Below are 17240 nucleotides of genomic sequence, written 5' to 3'. Positions count from 1 at the left end.
GAACCTGCAAGCGCCAAGCTCATCGGTGCGGGTCTCGCTGCGATCGGCGCCGGCATGGCCGCCATCGGCGTGGGCAACGTCTTCGGTTCGTTCCTCGAGAGCGCGCTGCGCAACCCGGGCGCGGCTGATGGCCAGCAGGGCCGTCTGTTCATCGGCTTCGCGGCCGCCGAACTTCTCGGTCTGCTCTCGTTCGTCGTGGCGATGATCCTGATCTTCGTCGCCTGATCTTGCGGAACGGGACGGCGCATGGGTCTTCGGGCCCTGAGGCCGTCCCGTTCTCCAGTTTTTCAGCGCTCTGCCAAAGATCCTGAATCCCCGGGAACCCCAATGCCCCAGATTTCGCAGCTAGCCGCGACCTACTCCAGCCAGATCTTCTGGATGCTGGTCATTTTCGGCGCCGTCTTCTTCCTCGTCGGCCGGGGCATGGCGCCCAAGGTTCTCGAGACCATGGAAGGCCGCGACCAGAAGATTGCCGCGGACCTCGCCGTTGCCGAAGCCGCGCGCCATGAGGCGCAGGCGCAGGATGACGCGTGGAAGGCTGCTGCTGCCAAGCAGCGCGGGGAAGCCCAGGCGCTGATCGGTGCGGCCAAGGCCGAAGCTGCCAAGGCCGCCGAAGTGCGGCTCGGCGCGGCGGGCGCTGATGCCGAAGCCAAGGTGGCCGAAGCAGAAGCGCGGATTGCGGCTGCCCGTCAGGGCGCCCTCGCTGAAATCGAAACCGTGGCGGCGGAGGCTGCGGCCGACATCGCCGCCCGCGTCGCGGGGCTGACGGTTGCCGCCGATGCCGCGCGCGCGGCTGTGAAGGACGTGCTCCATGGGTAATCTCGCTCTGCTCGCCCATGCGGCAAACGCCGCTGCTGAACACGGGGCTGAACATGCCGAGCCGGTGGCCTTCGGGTTCATCAACCCGGGCATGTGGGTCGCGCTCTCGATGACCGCCTTCATCGCTATCGTGATCTGGAAAAAGGTCCCCGGCGCGATCGCCGGCGGGCTCGATGCCAAGATCGCCGCCATCCGCGAACAGCTCGATGCCGCCAAGGCGCTGCGCGCCGAAGCCGAAGCGCTGCGCGCCGAATATGCAAAGAAGATCGCCGGCGCGGAGGCTGACGCCGCTGCAATGGTCGAGCATGCCCGCCATGAAGCCCAGGCGATCATCGCCAAGGCCGAGGCGGACACCACCGCGATGATCGCGCGCCGCGAGAAGATGGCGACCGACAAGATCGCTGCGGCAGAACGCGCTGCGGTCGAGGAACTGCGCGCCCGCGCCGCCGCTGCTGCAGCTGCAGCCGCCGGCCAGCTGATCGCCCAGCACCACGGCGCGAGCGCTGACAAGGCGCTGGTCGACAGCGCGATTGCCAGCCTCGCCAACTGATATCCAGATCGGACCATTCCCCGCACGTCGCGGCGGGGTATGGTTAACCATGCCCTAAGGGTTTTCGCCTAGGTCCGAACCCATGATAAGGATCGGGACTGGGGGCAGGGCATGAGCCGCGCGCGCATTCGGCAGTTCGCGGTGCTGCTTGTGGCGCTGCTGATGCTGAGTTTTGGCGCCGGGCGCGCCGAGGCAGCAAGCTGCTTCTACGCAACATCGCAGGGTTCGACCGGGCCGGCCAACTGGTCCTCCTACTGCTGGCTCGATTTCTCGGGCTACAACGACACTGCGGCCCGCAATGGCGGGCAGGCCATGTCCTATACGTTGCCCGATGGCACGGTGATGACCTTCACGCTCACGATCAGCGGAGCAGGGATCACCGGCGCAACGGCGCCATCATGGGGTGGTGCGGCGATCGGCAACACCGCGTTCCTCGGCATTGGCGGCCGCCCGATCCTCTACCAGACGGCGGCAGGCACGACGACTGCAACGATCTCCAACATCGTGCTGACCCCGCCTGCGGGCGTCTCGCAGATCACCAGCTACATGTTCGTGGCGGCGGATGGCGAGTCCTCGAATGACGGCGAATCGCTGAGCTTCCAGACCAATGGCGGCAACTGGGTGGCGCTCGACAATGCGGGACCAATCAGCGGGACGACCTATCCGACAAGTTCGGGTCTCGGGACTTCGACCTTCAACATCGGCGGCGTCCCCGGCACAGTCGGCGCCAATATCGTTGGATCAAGCACACCGACCTCGCTCACGACCACGATTGTAGGCGGCGGTCTCCAGGGCGTGATGTTTGCGGTGCGCTTTGCCTCGATCCGGCTCAACCTGCAGCTGACAGGGGTTCGCGCGGCGGCAGCGGACCAGTTCACCTTCAACATCAATGCGACCTCGGGCGGGGCCACTCTGGCCAGCGGTACATCGAGCGGGACGGGCAACGGCCCCTTCACCGCCGCTTCGCTGACCACCGCCTCGGCGCTGCCGCTGACGTTGGCGCAATCGATGGCGGCAGGCAGCGTGAACCCGCTGACCGACTATCGCTCGAGCCTCACCTGCACCAATTCCACGAGTTCCAGCACGCCGCTGCCGAGCGGCGTGATCACGACCAACTACAGCTTCGGTGCGCTGCAATTCGGCGACCTCGTGACCTGCACCTTCACCAATACGGTGTTTCCGCACCTTCAGCTCACCAAGGCGCTGGCGACGAGCGGGCGGCGGTTCAACACTGACCAGTTCGTCATGCAGATCAACCAGGGCACGACCACGGTTGCAACGACCACGACGACGGGCACGGGCGCGACCGTCACCAACGGCACGACGCCGCAAGTCATGGTTTCGGCCGGAACACCGCATGTCTTCACCGAAGTGGGCTCGGGTTCCACAAGCCTCACGCAGTACACCGCGGCGATGACCTGCACCAATGCGTTCACGGGGTCGTCGACCACCTTGCCGACCACGGTGGGCGGGACGGTGACCCCGCAGATGGGCGATGTGATCTCCTGTACGATTACCAACACCCGGCGCGCGACGAATGCGACGCTGACGCTGGTGAAGACCTCCAGCGTGCTGTCCGACCCGATCAATGGCTCGACCAACCCGAAGATGATCCCGGGCGCGATCGTGCAGTATTCGATCCTTGTATCGAACACCGGGCCGACTGCAGTGGACAACAATTCGGTGCTGTTGATCGATGCGCTGCCGAGCCAGATGCGCGTGGGAACGGCCGCTACGCCGACCTTTACGCAGGGAACGCCGACCAGTGCGCTGACGTTCAACACCACCAATGATATCCGCTACTCGAACGCGGCCACCGCGCCGACAACCTTTGCGGGCTGCACCTACACGCCGACAGCGGCCTATGATGCGGCGGTGCGCTTCATCTGTGTGAACCCCAAGGGCACGATGGCGGGATCAAGCGGCACGCCGCCCAACTTCACGATCTCGTTCAGGGCGCAGATGCAGTAAGTTTGCGGCGAAGGCCTGCGAGCAGTCGCGGCCCCAGTTCCGGACCCTGCAGCGGATAGAGGAACGGCTCGATCAGTTCGGCTTCCATCAGGAGCAGGCCGCCTTCGGGCCCGCGCACCAGATCGATGCGCGCATAGAGCGGTGCGGGGAAGGGGAGGCCGGCGATCACCGCCTGCGCTGCTGCAAGGTCTGCCGCAGCCGGAGTGACGGCGGTGTCCCAGCCGCCGTAGAGCGACTGGACGCGGTAATCGCCGGGCGCCGGGCGCTTGATCAGGCCGTGGCTGAATGCACCGTCGATGAAGATCAGCGAATGTTCGCCTTCCTCGATGATGCCGGGAAGAAACGGCTGGACGAGTGCGGCGTGGCCCATGCGCCAATCTGCGGCCGGCGGGCGCTCGCGCATGAAATCGAACTGGCCATCCGCGCCGGCGCCGACGCGGCGCTTGGCGATCACGCGGTCGCAGCCGAAGTGGTCAAAGGCGGCGATGATTTCATCGCGACCGGGATTATCCAGCAGCAAAGTGGGGATGGTGGCGACACCGCGGGCGCCAAGTTCGCCGAGGTAGCCCTTGTCGATGTTCCAGCGCACCACATCCGGCGCATTGCACACCAGTACGCCGAGCGCCGCGATCGCATCCAGCTTGGCGAGAAAGGCCTCGCGGTTGTCCCAGTAGTCCCATGGTGTGCCGATCAGCACGGCATCGAAGCCGGCAAAGGCATCCAGCGGGGCCTGCCAATCGATATCGCTCACCTGTTCGCCGGGCCGCAGCGCGGCAACGAGCGCGGCCATCTGCTGGTCATGCTCGAAGGCATCGGCGCGGCGGTCGGGGGCGCCGGGCAGCGTGGTGCTGCAAGCGAGGAAGGCAATGTTCATGATGGGGCCCAGGTCAGGTAGTCTAGGGGGTGCGGACGAAATCGAGCAGCCGGATGGCCGATGTCAGCGCAAAGAACAAGGTGGCGAGGAGGTACAGCACTTCCGGCCAGGCATGGCGCAGGAAGGGCAGCTTTGTGCGGATCAGATGGACGAGAAAGAGCGATACCAGTGCAAAGAACACGGTCTGCACCAGTACCCGCTCGAAAGTCTCGCGGTAGCTCGTGATGATCGCCAGCGAGACGGCGAGCAGGACGTAGTAAACCCCGAGCCTCAGCAGACTGCGCAGCATGGGGACTAAGGACGCGTCGAGCCGCGCACGACAAGGCGCACAGGCACCCGGCGCGGGGTTTCGGGCTCGCCTGCCATCGCGGCGAGCAACCGCTCGACCAGCAGCGCGCCGGCGGTTTCGAAATCGGATTCGATCGTGGTCAGCGGCGGTGTCGACCAGGCGCCCGCGCGCACCCCGTCGAAGCCGACAATGCCGACCTTGTCAGGGATGCTGTAGCCCCGGATGGCAAGCTCCTTGAGCGCGCCGAGTGCGATCTCGTCGCTGACCGCGAAGATGCCGTCGAAGGGCTGGCCGCTTTCCGCCAGTGCGGCGGCGGCGCGGCGGCCCTGCTCCTCGCGCGCGAGGCCCCGTTCGATGCGCTGGAGCACCGGCTCGCGGCCTGCATCGCGCATCGCCGCGGCATAGCCGTCGTAACGCTCCTTGAACTGGCGCTGGGGCGAGGTTTCCGAGCCGATGCAGACAATGCGCTCGTAGCCGCGCACCAGCATGTGACGCACGGCGAGCGCGGCGCCTGCCTCATTATCGCTGCGCACCCACGGGAAGGCATCGCTCGGCGCGCCCCAGCAGACCCAGTTGGTCGCAGGATCGAGCTCGCCGAAATAGTCCCACGCGGGCGTGTTCTCGCTCGTGCCGATGACGATCATGCCATCGGCCTTGCGGCGCTCCTCATAGTGGCCCCAGAAGTTCTCCGCGCTGTCCTGGAAGGAGACGAGCACTTCGTAGCCACGGGCGGACGCGGCGGCGCAGGTGCTGCCGAGGAGGGCGAAGTAGAACGGGTTCAGATCCTTGCGGTCTTGCCCCGCGCGGCAGATCATCACGACCGCGAGCGTACCGGTCTTGCCGCGGCGCAGGCGGGCGGCGTTCTCGTTGACCTGATAGTTGAGCCGGGCGGCGGCGGCGATCACGCGCTGGCGCGTCGGTTCGCTGATCGAGGTATCGCCTGCCAGTGCGCGGCTGACGGTTGACTGGCTGACGCCGGCCTCCTCCGCCACATCGAACGAAGTGACGCGGGTGATGCGGCGGGTGGTGTCCGTGGTCGGGGCCATCTAGCGGAACGAGTCCTTGGCGCTGCGCAGCGCGGCGAAAGTCTCGACCGGCGAGGCGCCACCCCAGCGCGCCTGCAGCGCGGGATCATCGGCGCGCAGGAAGGGATTGGTGGCAAGCTCCCGGTCCAGCCGGGTGGGGACGGTCCATTCATCGCGGCTGCGCTTGTCCGCTATTTCAGCGGCATAGGCAGCAAGGGTGGCGTTGTCGGGATCGGCGTGGATCGCGAACTTGGCGTTGGAGGCGGTGTATTCGTGCGCGCAATAGAGTGTGGTTTCGGCGGGGAGCGCCTTCACACGGCTGAGGCTGGCCCAGAACTGATCGGGCGTGCCTTCAAACATGCGCCCGCAACCGAGCGCGAAGACGGCATCGCCGACGAAGGCAATCGCGGCTTCAGGGAGGTGGTAGGCACAGTGGCCGAGGGTGTGACCGCCGACGTCGATGACATGCGCCGCGTAGGCACCGAAGGGCACCGTATCGCCCTGGGTCACGGTGCGGTCGATCCCGGCGATGCGCGCGGCGTCATTGGCGGGGGCGACGATCTTGCAGCCGGTAGCCGCCTTGATTGCCTCGTTCCCGCCGGCATGATCGGGGTGCCAGTGCGTGTTCCAGATCTGCGTGATCGTCCAGGCTTTTGCAGCTGCCTCGGCAAGGTAGGCGCTGGCATCCGGCGTGTCGATGCAGGCGGTCTCGCCGCTCGCGCTGTCGTGCAGCAGATAGCCGTAGTTGTCGCTGAGGCAGGGGAACTGGTGGACTTCAAGCGTCATGGGTTCTTCTCGGGCATCCTTGGTGGGGAGCCTAGCCGAGTGTGCGCCGCAATGCAAAAGCCCGCCCGGATCGCTCCGGACGGGCCTTTGGTTTGCCTTTCGGCGGCTAGGCTTACTGCTTGGCCTTGAGAGCCGCGCCGAGGATGTCGCCCAGCGAAGCGCCGGCTTCCGACGAACCGTACTGTTCCACGGCTTCCTTCTCTTCGGCGAGCTGACGCGCTTTGACCGAGAAGTTGGGCTTCTTCGAACGGTCGAAGCCGATGACCATGGCGTCGAGCTTCTGGCCAACCTGGAAGCGGTCCGGACGCTGCTCGTCGCGGTCGCGGCCGAGATCGGTGCGCTTGATGAAGCCGGTCGCGCCGTCTTCGCCGGCCTGCACTTCGAGGCCGCCATCGCGGACTTCGAGGACCGTGACGGTAACGACTTCGCCGCGGCGGAGCGAGCCTGCACCGGCTGCCGAAACGCCGCCGGCTGCCGGAGCGCCCTTTTCAAGCTGCTTCATGCCGAGCGAGATGCGCTCCTTTTCGACATCGACGTCGAGCACGATGGCCGAAACCTGCTCGCCCTTGCGGTGCAGCGCCAGCGCGTCTTCGCCCGAGATGCCCCAGGCGATGTCCGACATGTGGACCATGCCGTCGACGTCGCCATCGAGGCCGATGAACAGGCCGAACTCGGTCGCGTTCTTGACTTCGCCCTCGACAGTCGAGCCGACGGGGTGGCTTTCCGCGAAAGCTTCCCAGGGGTTCTGCTGGGCCTGCTTGAGGCCGAGGCTGATGCGGCGCTTGTCGCTGTCGACCTCGAGGACCATGACGTCGACTTCCTGCGAGGTCGAGACGATCTTGCCGGGGTGGACGTTCTTCTTGGTCCACGACATTTCGGAGACGTGGACGAGGCCTTCGATGCCCGCTTCCAGTTCCACGAACGCACCGTATTCGGTGATGTTGGTGACAACGCCGTGCAGCTTCGCGCCGACCGGGTACTTGGCGGCGACGCCATCCCACGGATCGCTTTCAAGCTGCTTCATGCCGAGGCTGATGCGCTGCGTGTCCTGGTTGATGCGGATGATCTGGACGCGCACGGTATCGCCGATGGCGATGACTTCCGACGGGTGGTTGACGCGCTTGTAGCTCATGTCGGTGACATGGAGCAGACCGTCGATGCCGCCGAGGTCCACGAACGCACCGTAGTCGGTGATGTTCTTGACCACGCCGTCGATGATCTGGCCTTCCTTGAGGTTCTGGATGAGGCCCGAACGCTGCTCGGCGCGGGTTTCCTCGAGGACAGCGCGGCGCGAAACCACGATGTTGCCGCGGCGGCGGTCCATCTTGAGGATCTGGAAGGGCTGCGGCATGTCCATCAGCGGGGTCACGTCGCGCACCGGGCGGATATCGACCTGCGAGCCGGGGAGGAAGGCCACGGCGCCGTCGAGGTCGACGGTGAAGCCGCCCTTGACGCGGCCGAAGATCACGCCTTCGACGCGCTTGCCTTCGCCGAATTCGGCTTCGAGCTTGTCCCAAGCGGCTTCGCGGCGGGCGCGGTCGCGGCTGAGCATCGCTTCGCCGTCGGCGTTCTCGACGCGGTCAACGTAAACTTCGACTTCATCGCCGACCGAGAGGCCGTGCGGCTGGCCGGGCATGGCGAATTCGCGAAGCGGCACGCGGCCTTCGCTCTTGAGGCCGACGTCGATGACGGCCTTGTCGTTTTCGATCGCGGTGACGGTGCCCTTGACGACCCGGCCTTCAAAGCCGCCATTGGCGGCGCCGCCGAGGGTTTCGTCGAGCATCGCGGCGAAATCGTCGCGCGTGGGATGAGATGCCATTGCTGGTAGTCCTGTTATCGCTGTTTCCGGCCAGGCGGTTGTCTCCGCCGGTCTTTCACCGGATGCCGCACCATGCGGATCCGGGCCAAAGGGCCGAACCATCTGCCGGGCCGAATGCCATGACAGATATCCGAGGCGAGAGCAGACCCCCGCGCGGACGAGCGGCCCCTATGTCAGGAACGGGCAAAAAGCAAGCTGAACCGCGCCGCTTGGGGCCGCCGCTCAGGCCGCGAGCGCGCGGGGGCGCGTAGACGTGGCTTGTGCCGAAGTGTGGAAGCGGGAGACGGCAGCGGCAAGTTCGCCGGCCTCCTCCGCCAGCGAACGGGACGCGGCGGCGGTCTGCTCGACCATGGCGGCGTTGCGCTGGGTCATCGAATCCATGCCGGTGACCGAGGCGCTCACCTGATCGAGGCTTTGGGACTGGTCCCGTGTCGCCTGGGCAATCTCGCTGACGAGTGTCGATAGTGTGCTGACACGGCCGACCATCGCAGTGATTGCCTCACCAGTACGGCCGACAAGGTTCACACCTCCGGTTACCTCCCGCGAGCTTGTCGCGATCAGGGTCCGGATTTCGCTCGCGGCATCGGCGCTGCGCTGTGCGAGCGCGCGCACCTCGGTGGCGACGACCGCAAAGCCCCGGCCGGCATCACCGGCGCGCGCGGCCTCGACGCCTGCGTTGAGTGCGAGGAGGTTGGTCTGGAAGGCGATGGAATCGATGAGCCCGATGATCCGGTCGATCTCCTGCGAACTGCGCTCGATCGCGCTCATGGCCACCATGGCCTCGTTGACGAGGGCGCCGCCGGCTTGGGCATCCTCCGTCGCAAGCGCGATTTCCGTTTCGACCTCGCGGGTGCGGGCTGCCGTGGCGGCAACGATCCCGGCAACCTGCTTCATTGCCGCGCTCGATTCCTCCACGCTGGCGGCCTGGCTCTGGTTGCGGCTCGCAAGGTCGCTGGCAGCTGTGCGGATTTCCGCGGCGCCGTTGCTGACGCTGACCGCCGAGCCGCCTACCCGTGCCAGCACGCTGTCGAGCCGCTCTGCCGCTGAGTTGTAGGCGCCGCGCAGCTGCTCATATTCGGAAGGGAAGGGCGGTTCGATGCGGTGGACGAGATCGCCTTCCGCCAGCTTGCCGAGCGCCGTTCCCATGCGGGTGACGACAAGTTCCTGCTTCTGTGCATCCTCGCGCTGCATGCGCGCGGCACTGCGGAAAACCTCGATCGCGCGGGTCATGTCGCCGATCTCGTCGGCGCGGTGGTCGCTGCGGCGGCCCGCCTCCAGATCGCCCGCCGCCATCATGGTCATCATGCTGGCGGTTTCTGCCAACGGATCGAGCACGTGGCGGCTGATCAGGCGGACGGAGGCGACGATCAGCGCCACTGTGCCGGCACCAGCCAGCGCCATGACCAACAGCAGCGCCGACACCGTCAGTGCACTGGTCGAGACGAGCGCATCGCGGGCGGCGGTGGCGTGTTCGGTGAGCAGAAGTATCGCGCTGCGCTCGCGGGCAAAGATCGCGTCGAGCTTCTGCTTGCTGGCCTCTGTTGCCAGCATGTCGCCACGTTCGAGGGCTGGCAGCAGCACCGTGTTGACTTCCTGCCAGAAGGCATCCGCCTCCTTGGCGACCGAAGTGCGCAGCTCGCGCGCCAGTGCGGGATCAACATCGTCTGCCGTCCACTTTGCAAGACTGGTGCGGTACTGCTTTTCCAGCTCGGCCAGATCGGCGCGGCTCTGCGCGAGGTGGGTGGGATCATCGATCGCCTGCCGCGCTTCAAGCGCCGGTTCCACGATGTAGAGCGGCGGCGGCAGGATGTCGGCGGTAAACCCGGTTACGGTGTCGATGCGTTTCTGCAAGGTTCCGCCGACGCGGATGTGCTGCACGGCAAGGCCGATCAGCAGGAGCAGCATCGTCACCGTTCCGGCAAGGAACAAGCCGCCACGGCGGCTCTGGCTTCGGATCGATAGGACCACGCAACCTCCCCTGCATTCACCGCCGGGCAGCATGGGACCGACCGGCGCGAGCAGCGGATAACGCCGTAATGCAGGCCAAAGGCTTGCAGTTCGGCTGGGGAGCATCGCCTAGGCCGGCACGGCGCAATGTTGACGATAGTCCGGCTGGCGCCGGCAGCAGGGCACCGGAGCCATCCTCATGCGTCCGTCAACCGCCGCAATGGGCGCCTGTCATCAGCCAGGTCCAAGTGTCAGCTGAACCGTGTCCTGAGCGCAAGGAGCGCCAGCGCCGCCTTTGCCGCCTCACCACCCTTGTCCTTCTGGGCGGGATCAGCGCGCACCAGCGCCTGCGCTTCGTTCTCGACGGTAAGGATGCCGTTCCCTACGGCAAGCCCGTCCATCGTAAGTGCCATCACGCCGCGCGCGCTTTCGCCCGCGACGATCTCGAAGTGATAGGTCTCGCCGCGGATCACTACGCCGATCGCGACGTAGCCGTCGTACTGGCCCGACTGGTCCGCCAGCACGATCGCGCCGGGGACTTCGAGCGCGCCGGGTACGGTGATCACCTCGACCTTGTGACCCTCGGCCTCGAGCGCAGCGCGGGCGCCAGCCACCAGCATGTCGTTGAGGTGGTCGTAGAAGCGGGCTTCGACGATGAGAAACTTGGCCATGCGCGCTTACTCCGCGGTGATCGGCTGTTCGCCGACGATGTTGAGGCCGTAGCCTTCGATGGCGACGATGTTGCGATGCGAATTGGTTAGCAGGATCATGTCATGGATGCCGAGATCGGCAAGGATCTGCGCGCCGATGCCGTAGCTGCGCAGGTCCATGTCACCGGTGCGGCCGGCAATCTCGGCCTGAAGGCTCGCGCTGTCGCCAGGCATGAGCACGACAATCACGCCCGCGCCCGCCTTGCCGATCTCGCTCATCGCGCGCTGGAGGCTGCGCTTGCGCGGGCCGGGCTGGCCGAGCACATCGCTCATGATCGAGATAGCGTGCATGCGCACCAGCGTCGGCGCATCAGGGCGGACTGCGCCCTTCTGCAGCACGAGGTGGACTACACCGTCGATCTTGTTGCGATAGGTCTTGATCGTCCAGTCGCCGCCGTAATCCGAATGGAAGGGCTGCTGGTCGATGCATTCGACAAGGTGGTCGTTGCGGCGGCGATATTCGATGAGATCGCGGATCGTGCCCATCTTGAGGCCATGACGCCGCGCAAAGGGGACGAGATCGTCCATCCGCGCCATGGTGCCGTCGTCCTTCATGATCTCGCAGATCACGCCCGAGGGATTGAGGCCGGCAAGGCGGCTGATATCGACCGCCGCCTCGGTGTGCCCGGCACGCACGAGTACGCCGCCATCACGCGCGATCAGCGGGAACACGTGGCCCGGCGTGACGATATCGTCTTTCGTCTTCGACGCATCGATGGCGACCGCCACGGTGCGCGCGCGGTCGGCCGCGGAAATGCCAGTGGTCACGCCCTCGCGTGCCTCGATCGAGACGGTGAAGGCGGTTTCGTGCCGCGTGCCGTTGTTGCGGCTCATCAGCTCGAGCCCGAGCTGCTCGGTGCGGCTGCGGGTGAGAGTGAGGCAGATGAGGCCGCGGCCGTGGGTTGCCATGAAGTTGATCGCGTCCGGCGTCGCCATCTGCGCGGGAATGACGAGATCGCCTTCGTTTTCGCGATCCTCGTCGTCGACAAGGATGAACATGCGCCCGTTGCGCGCCTCGTCGATGATTTCCTCGATGGGGACCAGCGCGGGCGCATCGTCGTTCTCGCTCAGGACGCGTTCGAGCTTGGCGAGCGTGTCGGCGGTGGGGTTCCAGCCGGGCAGGCCTGCATCGCGCAGGGTGTTGGCGTGGAGCCCCGCAGCGCGGGCGAGGCCCGAACGGGACATGCCGCCTTCGACGATGAGGCGGCGGATGCGATCGATGAGTTCGCTGGACATGCGTGCTTGTCTCACATCGCAATGTGAAACGCAAGATCATAGATCACATCGTGATGCGATTTCCCAAAGTTGATTCGCGATTCCAACCATTTCGGTCGGTAAAGGGTGGCCGTCGGGTCACACCTTGCTGCTCCCTGCCGCTACGGAAACGGCAAAATTTAATTGAGCGGTTGACAATGGATGTGTTCCGCTATGTTCTGTGAGCAGAAGGGCGACCCTCAAAAATGATGGGCGCCCGCTGAAGAGAGAGGACTTTGATATGAGGGGTAAACTTGCCCTGCTCGCAGGTGTGTGCGCAGCAGCCGTAGCAACGCCATCGTTCGCGCAGGAAGCACAAAGCGCAGCCAGCGGCGATAGCGGCCCGGGCGTCCAGGAAATCATCGTGACCGCGCAGCGCCAGTCGCAGCGCCTGCAGACGGTGCCGATCGCGATCAGCGCATTCACTGCGGAAAACCTCACCAAGCAGCAGATCCGCAACCCGCTCGATCTGCAGCTCTCGCTGCCCAACGTCACCTTCACGAAGACGAACTTCACCTCGTCGAGCTTCACCATCCGCGGCATCGGTGACTTGTGCACGGGCGTGACCTGCGACAGCGCGACCGCCATCCATCTCAACGACGCGCCGCAGTTTTTTACACGCCTGTTCGAAGGGGAGTTCTTCGATCTGGCGCAGGTTGAAGTGCTGCGCGGCCCGCAAGGCACCCTGTTCGGCCGCAACGCAACCTCGGGCGTGGTCAACTTCCGCACCGCGAAGCCCGATCTCAACGGTTTCGGCGCGGCGGGCGAAGTCGAATATGGCAACTACAACTCTATCCGCGTCAAGGGCATGATCAACGTGCCGCTGGGCGAAACGCTCGCGGTGCGCGCGGCAGGCTATTATCTGAAGCGCGATGGCTACACGAAGAACCTGTTCGATGGAAAGGACCTCGACGACCGCGACATGTACGGCATTCGCGGGTCGCTGACCTGGCAGCCGTCTTCGTCGACCACGATCGACCTCATGGGCCAGTACTTCCACGAGAAGGACAACCGCCTGCGCATCCAGAAGCAGTATTGCCAGAACGATCCCACGGGTATTCTGGGCTGCCTCAACACCACGCGCGGCACCGGCACCACCAACAGCAATGCGTTGCTCGCCGGTATCGTCACTTCGAAGGAGTTCTTCGCGGTCAGCGGCTTGCCCACGGCGTTTGCGCTGGGCAGCGTCTACGGTCAGAGCATCTACAGCAATGTCGAGAATCCCAAGGATCCGCGCGTCGTCAATACCGACTTCACGCCGACTTACGCGACCTCTGAAACGATCCTGCAGGGCTCGCTGAAGCAGGATATCGGCGAAACGTTGAACCTGCGCATTTCGGGTAACTATCAGAAGGTCAAGATCGACTCGCAGCAGGATTACAACCTCGCTGTTTCGGATCGTTCGAGCTATGCGCCGGCGCTCGGCGCGCTGGCCGCAGCGGGTGCCGGGCTGCTCGGCCCGGACCTGAAGAGGTATCTCGGCCCCGTCGCTTCGGCGCTCATCCCGGATGGCCCCGGGGGCAAGCTCTGCACATCGCGCGGCGAAGCGAGCGGTACCGGCGTGTTTGGCGGCAACGGCATCTGTGCGAACACGCCGCTCGATTTCGACCGTTCGGTACAGAACCAGGAAGCCTGGACCGGGGAAGCCATCCTCAGCACCAAGTTCGATGGGCCGTTCAATTTCCTGCTCGGCGGCATCTACGGCCAGTACAAGATCAGCGAGAACAGCTACTATATAAGCTCGTTCGGGCTTGATTACTTCGCCGGCGTCGGCGGCGGGTTCTTGGCACTTGGTGCCGGTGCGCCGCCGTCTTACCTGGCGACGGGTGCCTACCGCAACAACGGCGCGACCGGCGATGGCTACAAACTGACGACCTGGGGCATCTTCGGCGAGGCGTACTACAAGTTCAGCGACAAGGTGAAGCTGACCCTCGGCTTGCGCAACAACAACGACAAGAAGAACAATACTGCGCGCACCACACTGTTGAGCTTCCTCGCCCCGCATGGCAGCACCAACGCCTATGACTCGCCGTTCATCGGTTCGTTTGACGCCGATCCGAGCCTTGTCGGCAACCAGCTGTTCCAGGTTCGCCAGAGCAAGTTCAACGAGCTGACCGGCCGTGCGGTGCTGGACTTCCAGATCACGCCGAATAACCTTGTCTATGCCTCCTACTCGCGCGGCTACAAGTCGGGCGGCATCAACCCGCCGCTTTCGCCGATCTTCGCGGTGCCGGATACGTTCAACCCCGAATTCGTCGACAGCTTCGAAATCGGCTCGAAGAACACCTTTGGTAACGGTGCGCTGCAGCTGAACCTCACCGGGTTCTACTACAAGTACAAGGACCTGCAGCTCTCGCGCATCGTCGCGCGCACCTCGGTCAACGACAACGTGAACGCCAACATCTACGGTGTGGAAGCCGAAGCCATCGTTCGTCCGATCCGTCCGCTGACGATCAACGTCAACTTCAGCTACCTCCACACCGAAGTTTCGCAGGACAAGTTCCTGTCCAACCCGCGTGACTTTGGTGCGGGCCGCAAGGATGCGGTCATCATCAAGGACATCACCAACGCGGCGAACTGCGCGGTCGGCTCGAACTCGGGCAACGTTGCGGGCGTCAATGCCTTCGTCAACACGGCGAACGCACTGATCAACGCTGGGCAAATCCCGGGTGTGGACGGCGGTGCCGGGCTCAAGGGTACGACGGCATTCCCGGCTGACGGCGGCATCGCCTCTACCGGCGCCTACTCGATCTGCGCCGTGCTCGATGCGCTCGCTCCGACGGTGGGCAACGCGCCTGGTATCGGCGGCGTGACGGTCTACTCGTCGGGTATCCCGGTCAACATCCGCGGCAACAAGCTGCCCGGCGCGCCGAACGTGAAGTTCTCGGCCGGCGTGCAGTATGCTGCGCCGATCGGTCGTCTCACCCTGACCCCGCGCTTCGACCTGACCTACACCGGCCAGTCCACCGGTACCATCTTCAACGGCCTGCCCGACCGGATCCCGTCGTTCACCCAGATGAACGCGCAGCTCCAGCTCGATGGGCCCGAGAACAAGTGGTACATCCGCGGGTTCATCCAGAACATCACGGACGACAACTCGGTGACCGGTCTCTACGTGACCGACCAGTCCTCGGGTAACTTCACCAACGTGTTCACGCTGGAACCGCGCCGCTACGGCATTGCCGCCGGCTTCAAGTTCTGATCGTTTGGGGGGAACCGGCTTGCCGCCCGCGCGGGTGGCGGCCGGTCTGAGGCGGGCGCCGGAAGGAGACTTCCGGCGCCTTGCTTTTTGTCCGCGCTCCAGGCCACATTGCGTCCGGCTGACACGCAGCGGGGGAGAGGCGTGATGAGGGCACTTCGGCACGGAGCCGCCGGTCTGGCACTGATGCTTGCGGTTTCAGGCAGCGCGGGGGCCGCCGATGTGAAGCCGGCAGACCTCGTTCTCGTCAACGGCAAGATCGTCACGGTCGATGGCAAGGGGCGTGTGGTGCGCGGCGTGGCGGTGCGTGGGCGGCGCATCATCGCAGTGGGCAATGTCGCGCGCTTTCGTGGGCCCCGTACACGCGTGATCGATCTCAAGGGGCGCACCGTGCTACCGGGCTTCATCGATGCCCATTCGCACGTGGGCGGCATGGCCGAGGTTGAGGCGCATACCGTCGATATCCAGGTGCCACCGCTCAAGGATGGTGCCGCGGTAATCACACGGCTGAAGGAGAAAGCCGCGACGCTGCCACCGGGGGCATGGCTCATCGGCAATGGCACCTATAATCAGATCATGCCGACGCGCGAGGCGCTCGACGCGGCGTTTCCAGACAATCCGGTCGACCTGCGCTGGAGCGCGCACGACCACCTCATCAACCACAAGGCGGCGCAGATCATGGGGCTGGACCGCAGCTTCCCTGATCCCCCCGCCGGCACTGCCTCACGCTTTGAACGCACTGCCGAGGGCGAGATCGCGATCATCCGCGATGCCGAAGTGCCCTGGCCAAAGGGCATGGTCCCTGCCTTTACCGCGCCCGAACGCAAGGAGGCGATCCGGGTCATCCTCGACGATTTCTACCTCAAGCGCGGCGTCACCATGGTGTCGGACATGTCCGACCTCCCGAGCTATACCGCGATGGCCGAACTCAAGGCCGAAGGCCGCCTGCCGACGCGGGTGCGCCTGAACTTCCTGATCGGCCCCCTGATGCACGCTGGGATCACCGTTGCCTCGTCCAGGGAGCCCGATCCCGTCGGGCGGATTGAGGCGCTTGGTTTCAAGCCGGGCGGCGGCACCGATTGGCTCAAGGTCGGCGCGATCAAGTTCATTCAGGACGGCGTCTGGGGCACGACTTCGGCGGTCTACCGGCCGCACTGGAAGGGCTCCGCCACGACCTGGAAGCCCGACAACCGCGGCGGCGTCACCTACAGCCAGGACGAGCTCAACGCGCTGGTGGGCGATGCCTACCGGCGCGGCTGGCAGGTGCAGATCCATGCCAACGGAGACCGCTCGCAGGACATGGTGCTCGATGCCTATGAAGCCGCGCAGGCGCGTTACCCGCGCGCCGATGCGCGCCTCCGGATCGAGCACTTCGCCCATTTCCTCAGCCTTGATCCGCAGCGCACCGAGCGGCGTTTGCAGCGCATGGCGCAAGACCACGTGATCCCATCGATGCAGGTCGCGTTCCTGTGGCGGCTCGATGCGACCAACGCCGCCGAGCCGGACGTTGCGTTCTTCCCGCTGAAGACGCTGATTGCGCGCGGGCTGCATCCGGCAGGTGGCGTCGATACGATCGGCACGCAGAACTTCGCGACCAACCCCTTCTTCTCGATCGCGCGCGCGGTGAACCGCGACAGCAAGTATGGCACGATCGTCCAGGGCGACGAAGCGATCGGCATAATGGATGCGATCCGCATGTTCACGATCTGGAGCGCGGAGGCGAACTTCCTCGAGAAGGACATGGGCTCGATCGAGGTGGGCAAGCTTGCCGATTTCGTGGTGACCGACCGCGATCCGCTTACGATCCCCAAAGCGCGCATTGGCGCAGTGAAGGTCGACATGACGATCGTCGACGGGAAGATCGCCTACGAGCGCCCGCGCTGAGCGGAGAGTCCGTTGCAGATCAGGCTGTGATGGGGAGGTTTGGTGGACGCACTAGGGCTCGAACCTAGGACCCGCTGATTAAGAGTCAGCTGCTCTACCAACTGAGCTATGCG

Annotated in this window: 14 protein-coding genes; 6 read left to right on the top strand and 8 right to left on the bottom strand. The window is 65.2% G+C overall.

Annotation, left to right across the window (positions count from 1 at the left end; all coding sequences use genetic code 11):
• The 4 genes from Q0082_RS05865 to Q0082_RS05850 form a co-directional block, all read left to right on the top strand.
• On the top strand, window positions 1-225 hold a 225-nt coding region (locus Q0082_RS05865; protein WP_298190817.1), incomplete at its 5' end, for a F0F1 ATP synthase subunit C.
• 102 nt (window positions 226-327) lie between these two features.
• Window positions 328-819, top strand: a complete 492-nt coding sequence (locus tag Q0082_RS05860) for an ATPase (RefSeq protein WP_298190815.1) — start codon at window positions 328-330, stop codon at window positions 817-819.
• Window positions 812-1369 carry a hypothetical protein gene (locus Q0082_RS05855; RefSeq protein ID WP_298190813.1) on the top strand — a complete coding sequence of 186 codons (558 nt, stop codon included), beginning with the start codon at window positions 812-814 and terminating at the stop codon, window positions 1367-1369. The genes Q0082_RS05860 and Q0082_RS05855 overlap by 8 nt, the downstream gene beginning before the upstream one ends.
• Window positions 1370-1480: 111 nt before the next feature.
• On the top strand, window positions 1481-3340 hold the full coding sequence (locus tag Q0082_RS05850) for a hypothetical protein (RefSeq protein ID WP_298190811.1): 1860 nt from the start codon (window positions 1481-1483) through the stop codon (window positions 3338-3340).
• On the opposite strand, the gene Q0082_RS05845 is transcribed toward Q0082_RS05850, so the two are convergent.
• The 8 genes from Q0082_RS05845 to ribB form a co-directional block, all read right to left on the bottom strand.
• Window positions 3321-4214 (bottom strand): hypothetical protein, encoded by an 894-nt coding sequence (locus Q0082_RS05845; protein ID WP_298190809.1) that lies wholly within the window; start codon window positions 4212-4214, stop codon window positions 3321-3323. The genes Q0082_RS05850 and Q0082_RS05845 overlap by 20 nt on opposite strands.
• A 22-nt stretch (window positions 4215-4236) precedes the next feature.
• The gene (locus Q0082_RS05840) at window positions 4237-4503 is read right to left on the bottom strand and encodes a hypothetical protein (protein ID WP_298190807.1); all 267 of its coding nucleotides are present in this window, start codon (window positions 4501-4503) and stop codon (window positions 4237-4239) included.
• A 5-nt stretch (window positions 4504-4508) separates the two neighbouring features.
• On the bottom strand, window positions 4509-5549 hold the full coding sequence (locus Q0082_RS05835; RefSeq protein ID WP_298190805.1) for a LacI family DNA-binding transcriptional regulator: 1041 nt from the start codon (window positions 5547-5549) through the stop codon (window positions 4509-4511).
• The gene (gene gloB, locus Q0082_RS05830) at window positions 5550-6314 is read right to left on the bottom strand and encodes a hydroxyacylglutathione hydrolase (RefSeq protein ID WP_298190802.1); all 765 of its coding nucleotides are present in this window, start codon (window positions 6312-6314) and stop codon (window positions 5550-5552) included.
• Window positions 6315-6426: 112 nt separating this feature from the next.
• The gene (gene rpsA / locus Q0082_RS05825; protein WP_298190800.1) at window positions 6427-8133 is read right to left on the bottom strand and encodes a 30S ribosomal protein S1; all 1707 of its coding nucleotides are present in this window, start codon (window positions 8131-8133) and stop codon (window positions 6427-6429) included.
• A gap of 222 nt (window positions 8134-8355) precedes the next feature.
• Window positions 8356-10101 carry a methyl-accepting chemotaxis protein gene (locus Q0082_RS05820; RefSeq protein WP_298190798.1) on the bottom strand — a complete coding sequence of 582 codons (1746 nt, stop codon included), beginning with the start codon at window positions 10099-10101 and terminating at the stop codon, window positions 8356-8358.
• A 230-nt stretch (window positions 10102-10331) separates the two neighbouring features.
• Entirely contained in the window at window positions 10332-10751 is a 420-nt protein-coding gene (gene ribH, locus Q0082_RS05815) for a 6,7-dimethyl-8-ribityllumazine synthase (protein WP_298190796.1), read from the bottom strand.
• 6 nt (window positions 10752-10757) lie between these two features.
• The gene (gene ribB / locus Q0082_RS05810) at window positions 10758-12026 is read right to left on the bottom strand and encodes a 3,4-dihydroxy-2-butanone-4-phosphate synthase (protein WP_298190795.1); all 1269 of its coding nucleotides are present in this window, start codon (window positions 12024-12026) and stop codon (window positions 10758-10760) included.
• Window positions 12027-12285: 259 nt separating this feature from the next.
• Between ribB and Q0082_RS05805 the strand changes: the two genes are divergently transcribed.
• Both Q0082_RS05805 and Q0082_RS05800 read left to right on the top strand, forming a co-directional pair.
• Window positions 12286-15246 carry a TonB-dependent receptor gene (locus tag Q0082_RS05805; protein ID WP_298190794.1) on the top strand — a complete coding sequence of 987 codons (2961 nt, stop codon included), beginning with the start codon at window positions 12286-12288 and terminating at the stop codon, window positions 15244-15246.
• Window positions 15247-15390: 144 nt separating this feature from the next.
• Window positions 15391-17127, top strand: a complete 1737-nt coding sequence (locus Q0082_RS05800; protein WP_298190793.1) for an amidohydrolase — start codon at window positions 15391-15393, stop codon at window positions 17125-17127.
• The last annotated feature ends 113 nt before the right edge of the window (window positions 17128-17240 follow it).

Origin of the sequence: Novosphingobium sp., from assembly GCF_027489515.1 — a bacterium.
Lineage (GTDB): Bacteria > Pseudomonadota > Alphaproteobacteria > Sphingomonadales > Sphingomonadaceae > Novosphingobium.
Note: the sequence above shows the minus strand (reverse complement) of the source record. Positions and strands in the feature narration are given on the sequence as shown.

Coding starts and splice junctions, on each gene's coding strand:
- Q0082_RS05860 (WP_298190815.1), top strand. CDS start 328: ATGCCCCAGATTTCGCAGCTAGCCGCGACCTACTCCAGCCAGATCTTC.
- Q0082_RS05855 (WP_298190813.1), top strand. CDS start 812: ATGGGTAATCTCGCTCTGCTCGCCCATGCGGCAAACGCCGCTGCTGAA.
- Q0082_RS05850 (WP_298190811.1), top strand. CDS start 1,481: ATGAGCCGCGCGCGCATTCGGCAGTTCGCGGTGCTGCTTGTGGCGCTG.
- Q0082_RS05845 (WP_298190809.1), bottom strand. CDS start 4,214: ATGAACATTGCCTTCCTCGCTTGCAGCACCACGCTGCCCGGCGCCCCC.
- Q0082_RS05840 (WP_298190807.1), bottom strand. CDS start 4,503: ATGCTGCGCAGTCTGCTGAGGCTCGGGGTTTACTACGTCCTGCTCGCC.
- Q0082_RS05835 (WP_298190805.1), bottom strand. CDS start 5,549: ATGGCCCCGACCACGGACACCACCCGCCGCATCACCCGCGTCACTTCG.
- gloB (WP_298190802.1), bottom strand. CDS start 6,314: ATGACGCTTGAAGTCCACCAGTTCCCCTGCCTCAGCGACAACTACGGC.
- rpsA (WP_298190800.1), bottom strand. CDS start 8,133: ATGGCATCTCATCCCACGCGCGACGATTTCGCCGCGATGCTCGACGAA.
- ribH (WP_298190796.1), bottom strand. CDS start 10,751: ATGGCCAAGTTTCTCATCGTCGAAGCCCGCTTCTACGACCACCTCAAC.
- ribB (WP_298190795.1), bottom strand. CDS start 12,026: ATGTCCAGCGAACTCATCGATCGCATCCGCCGCCTCATCGTCGAAGGC.
- Q0082_RS05805 (WP_298190794.1), top strand. CDS start 12,286: ATGAGGGGTAAACTTGCCCTGCTCGCAGGTGTGTGCGCAGCAGCCGTA.
- Q0082_RS05800 (WP_298190793.1), top strand. CDS start 15,391: ATGAGGGCACTTCGGCACGGAGCCGCCGGTCTGGCACTGATGCTTGCG.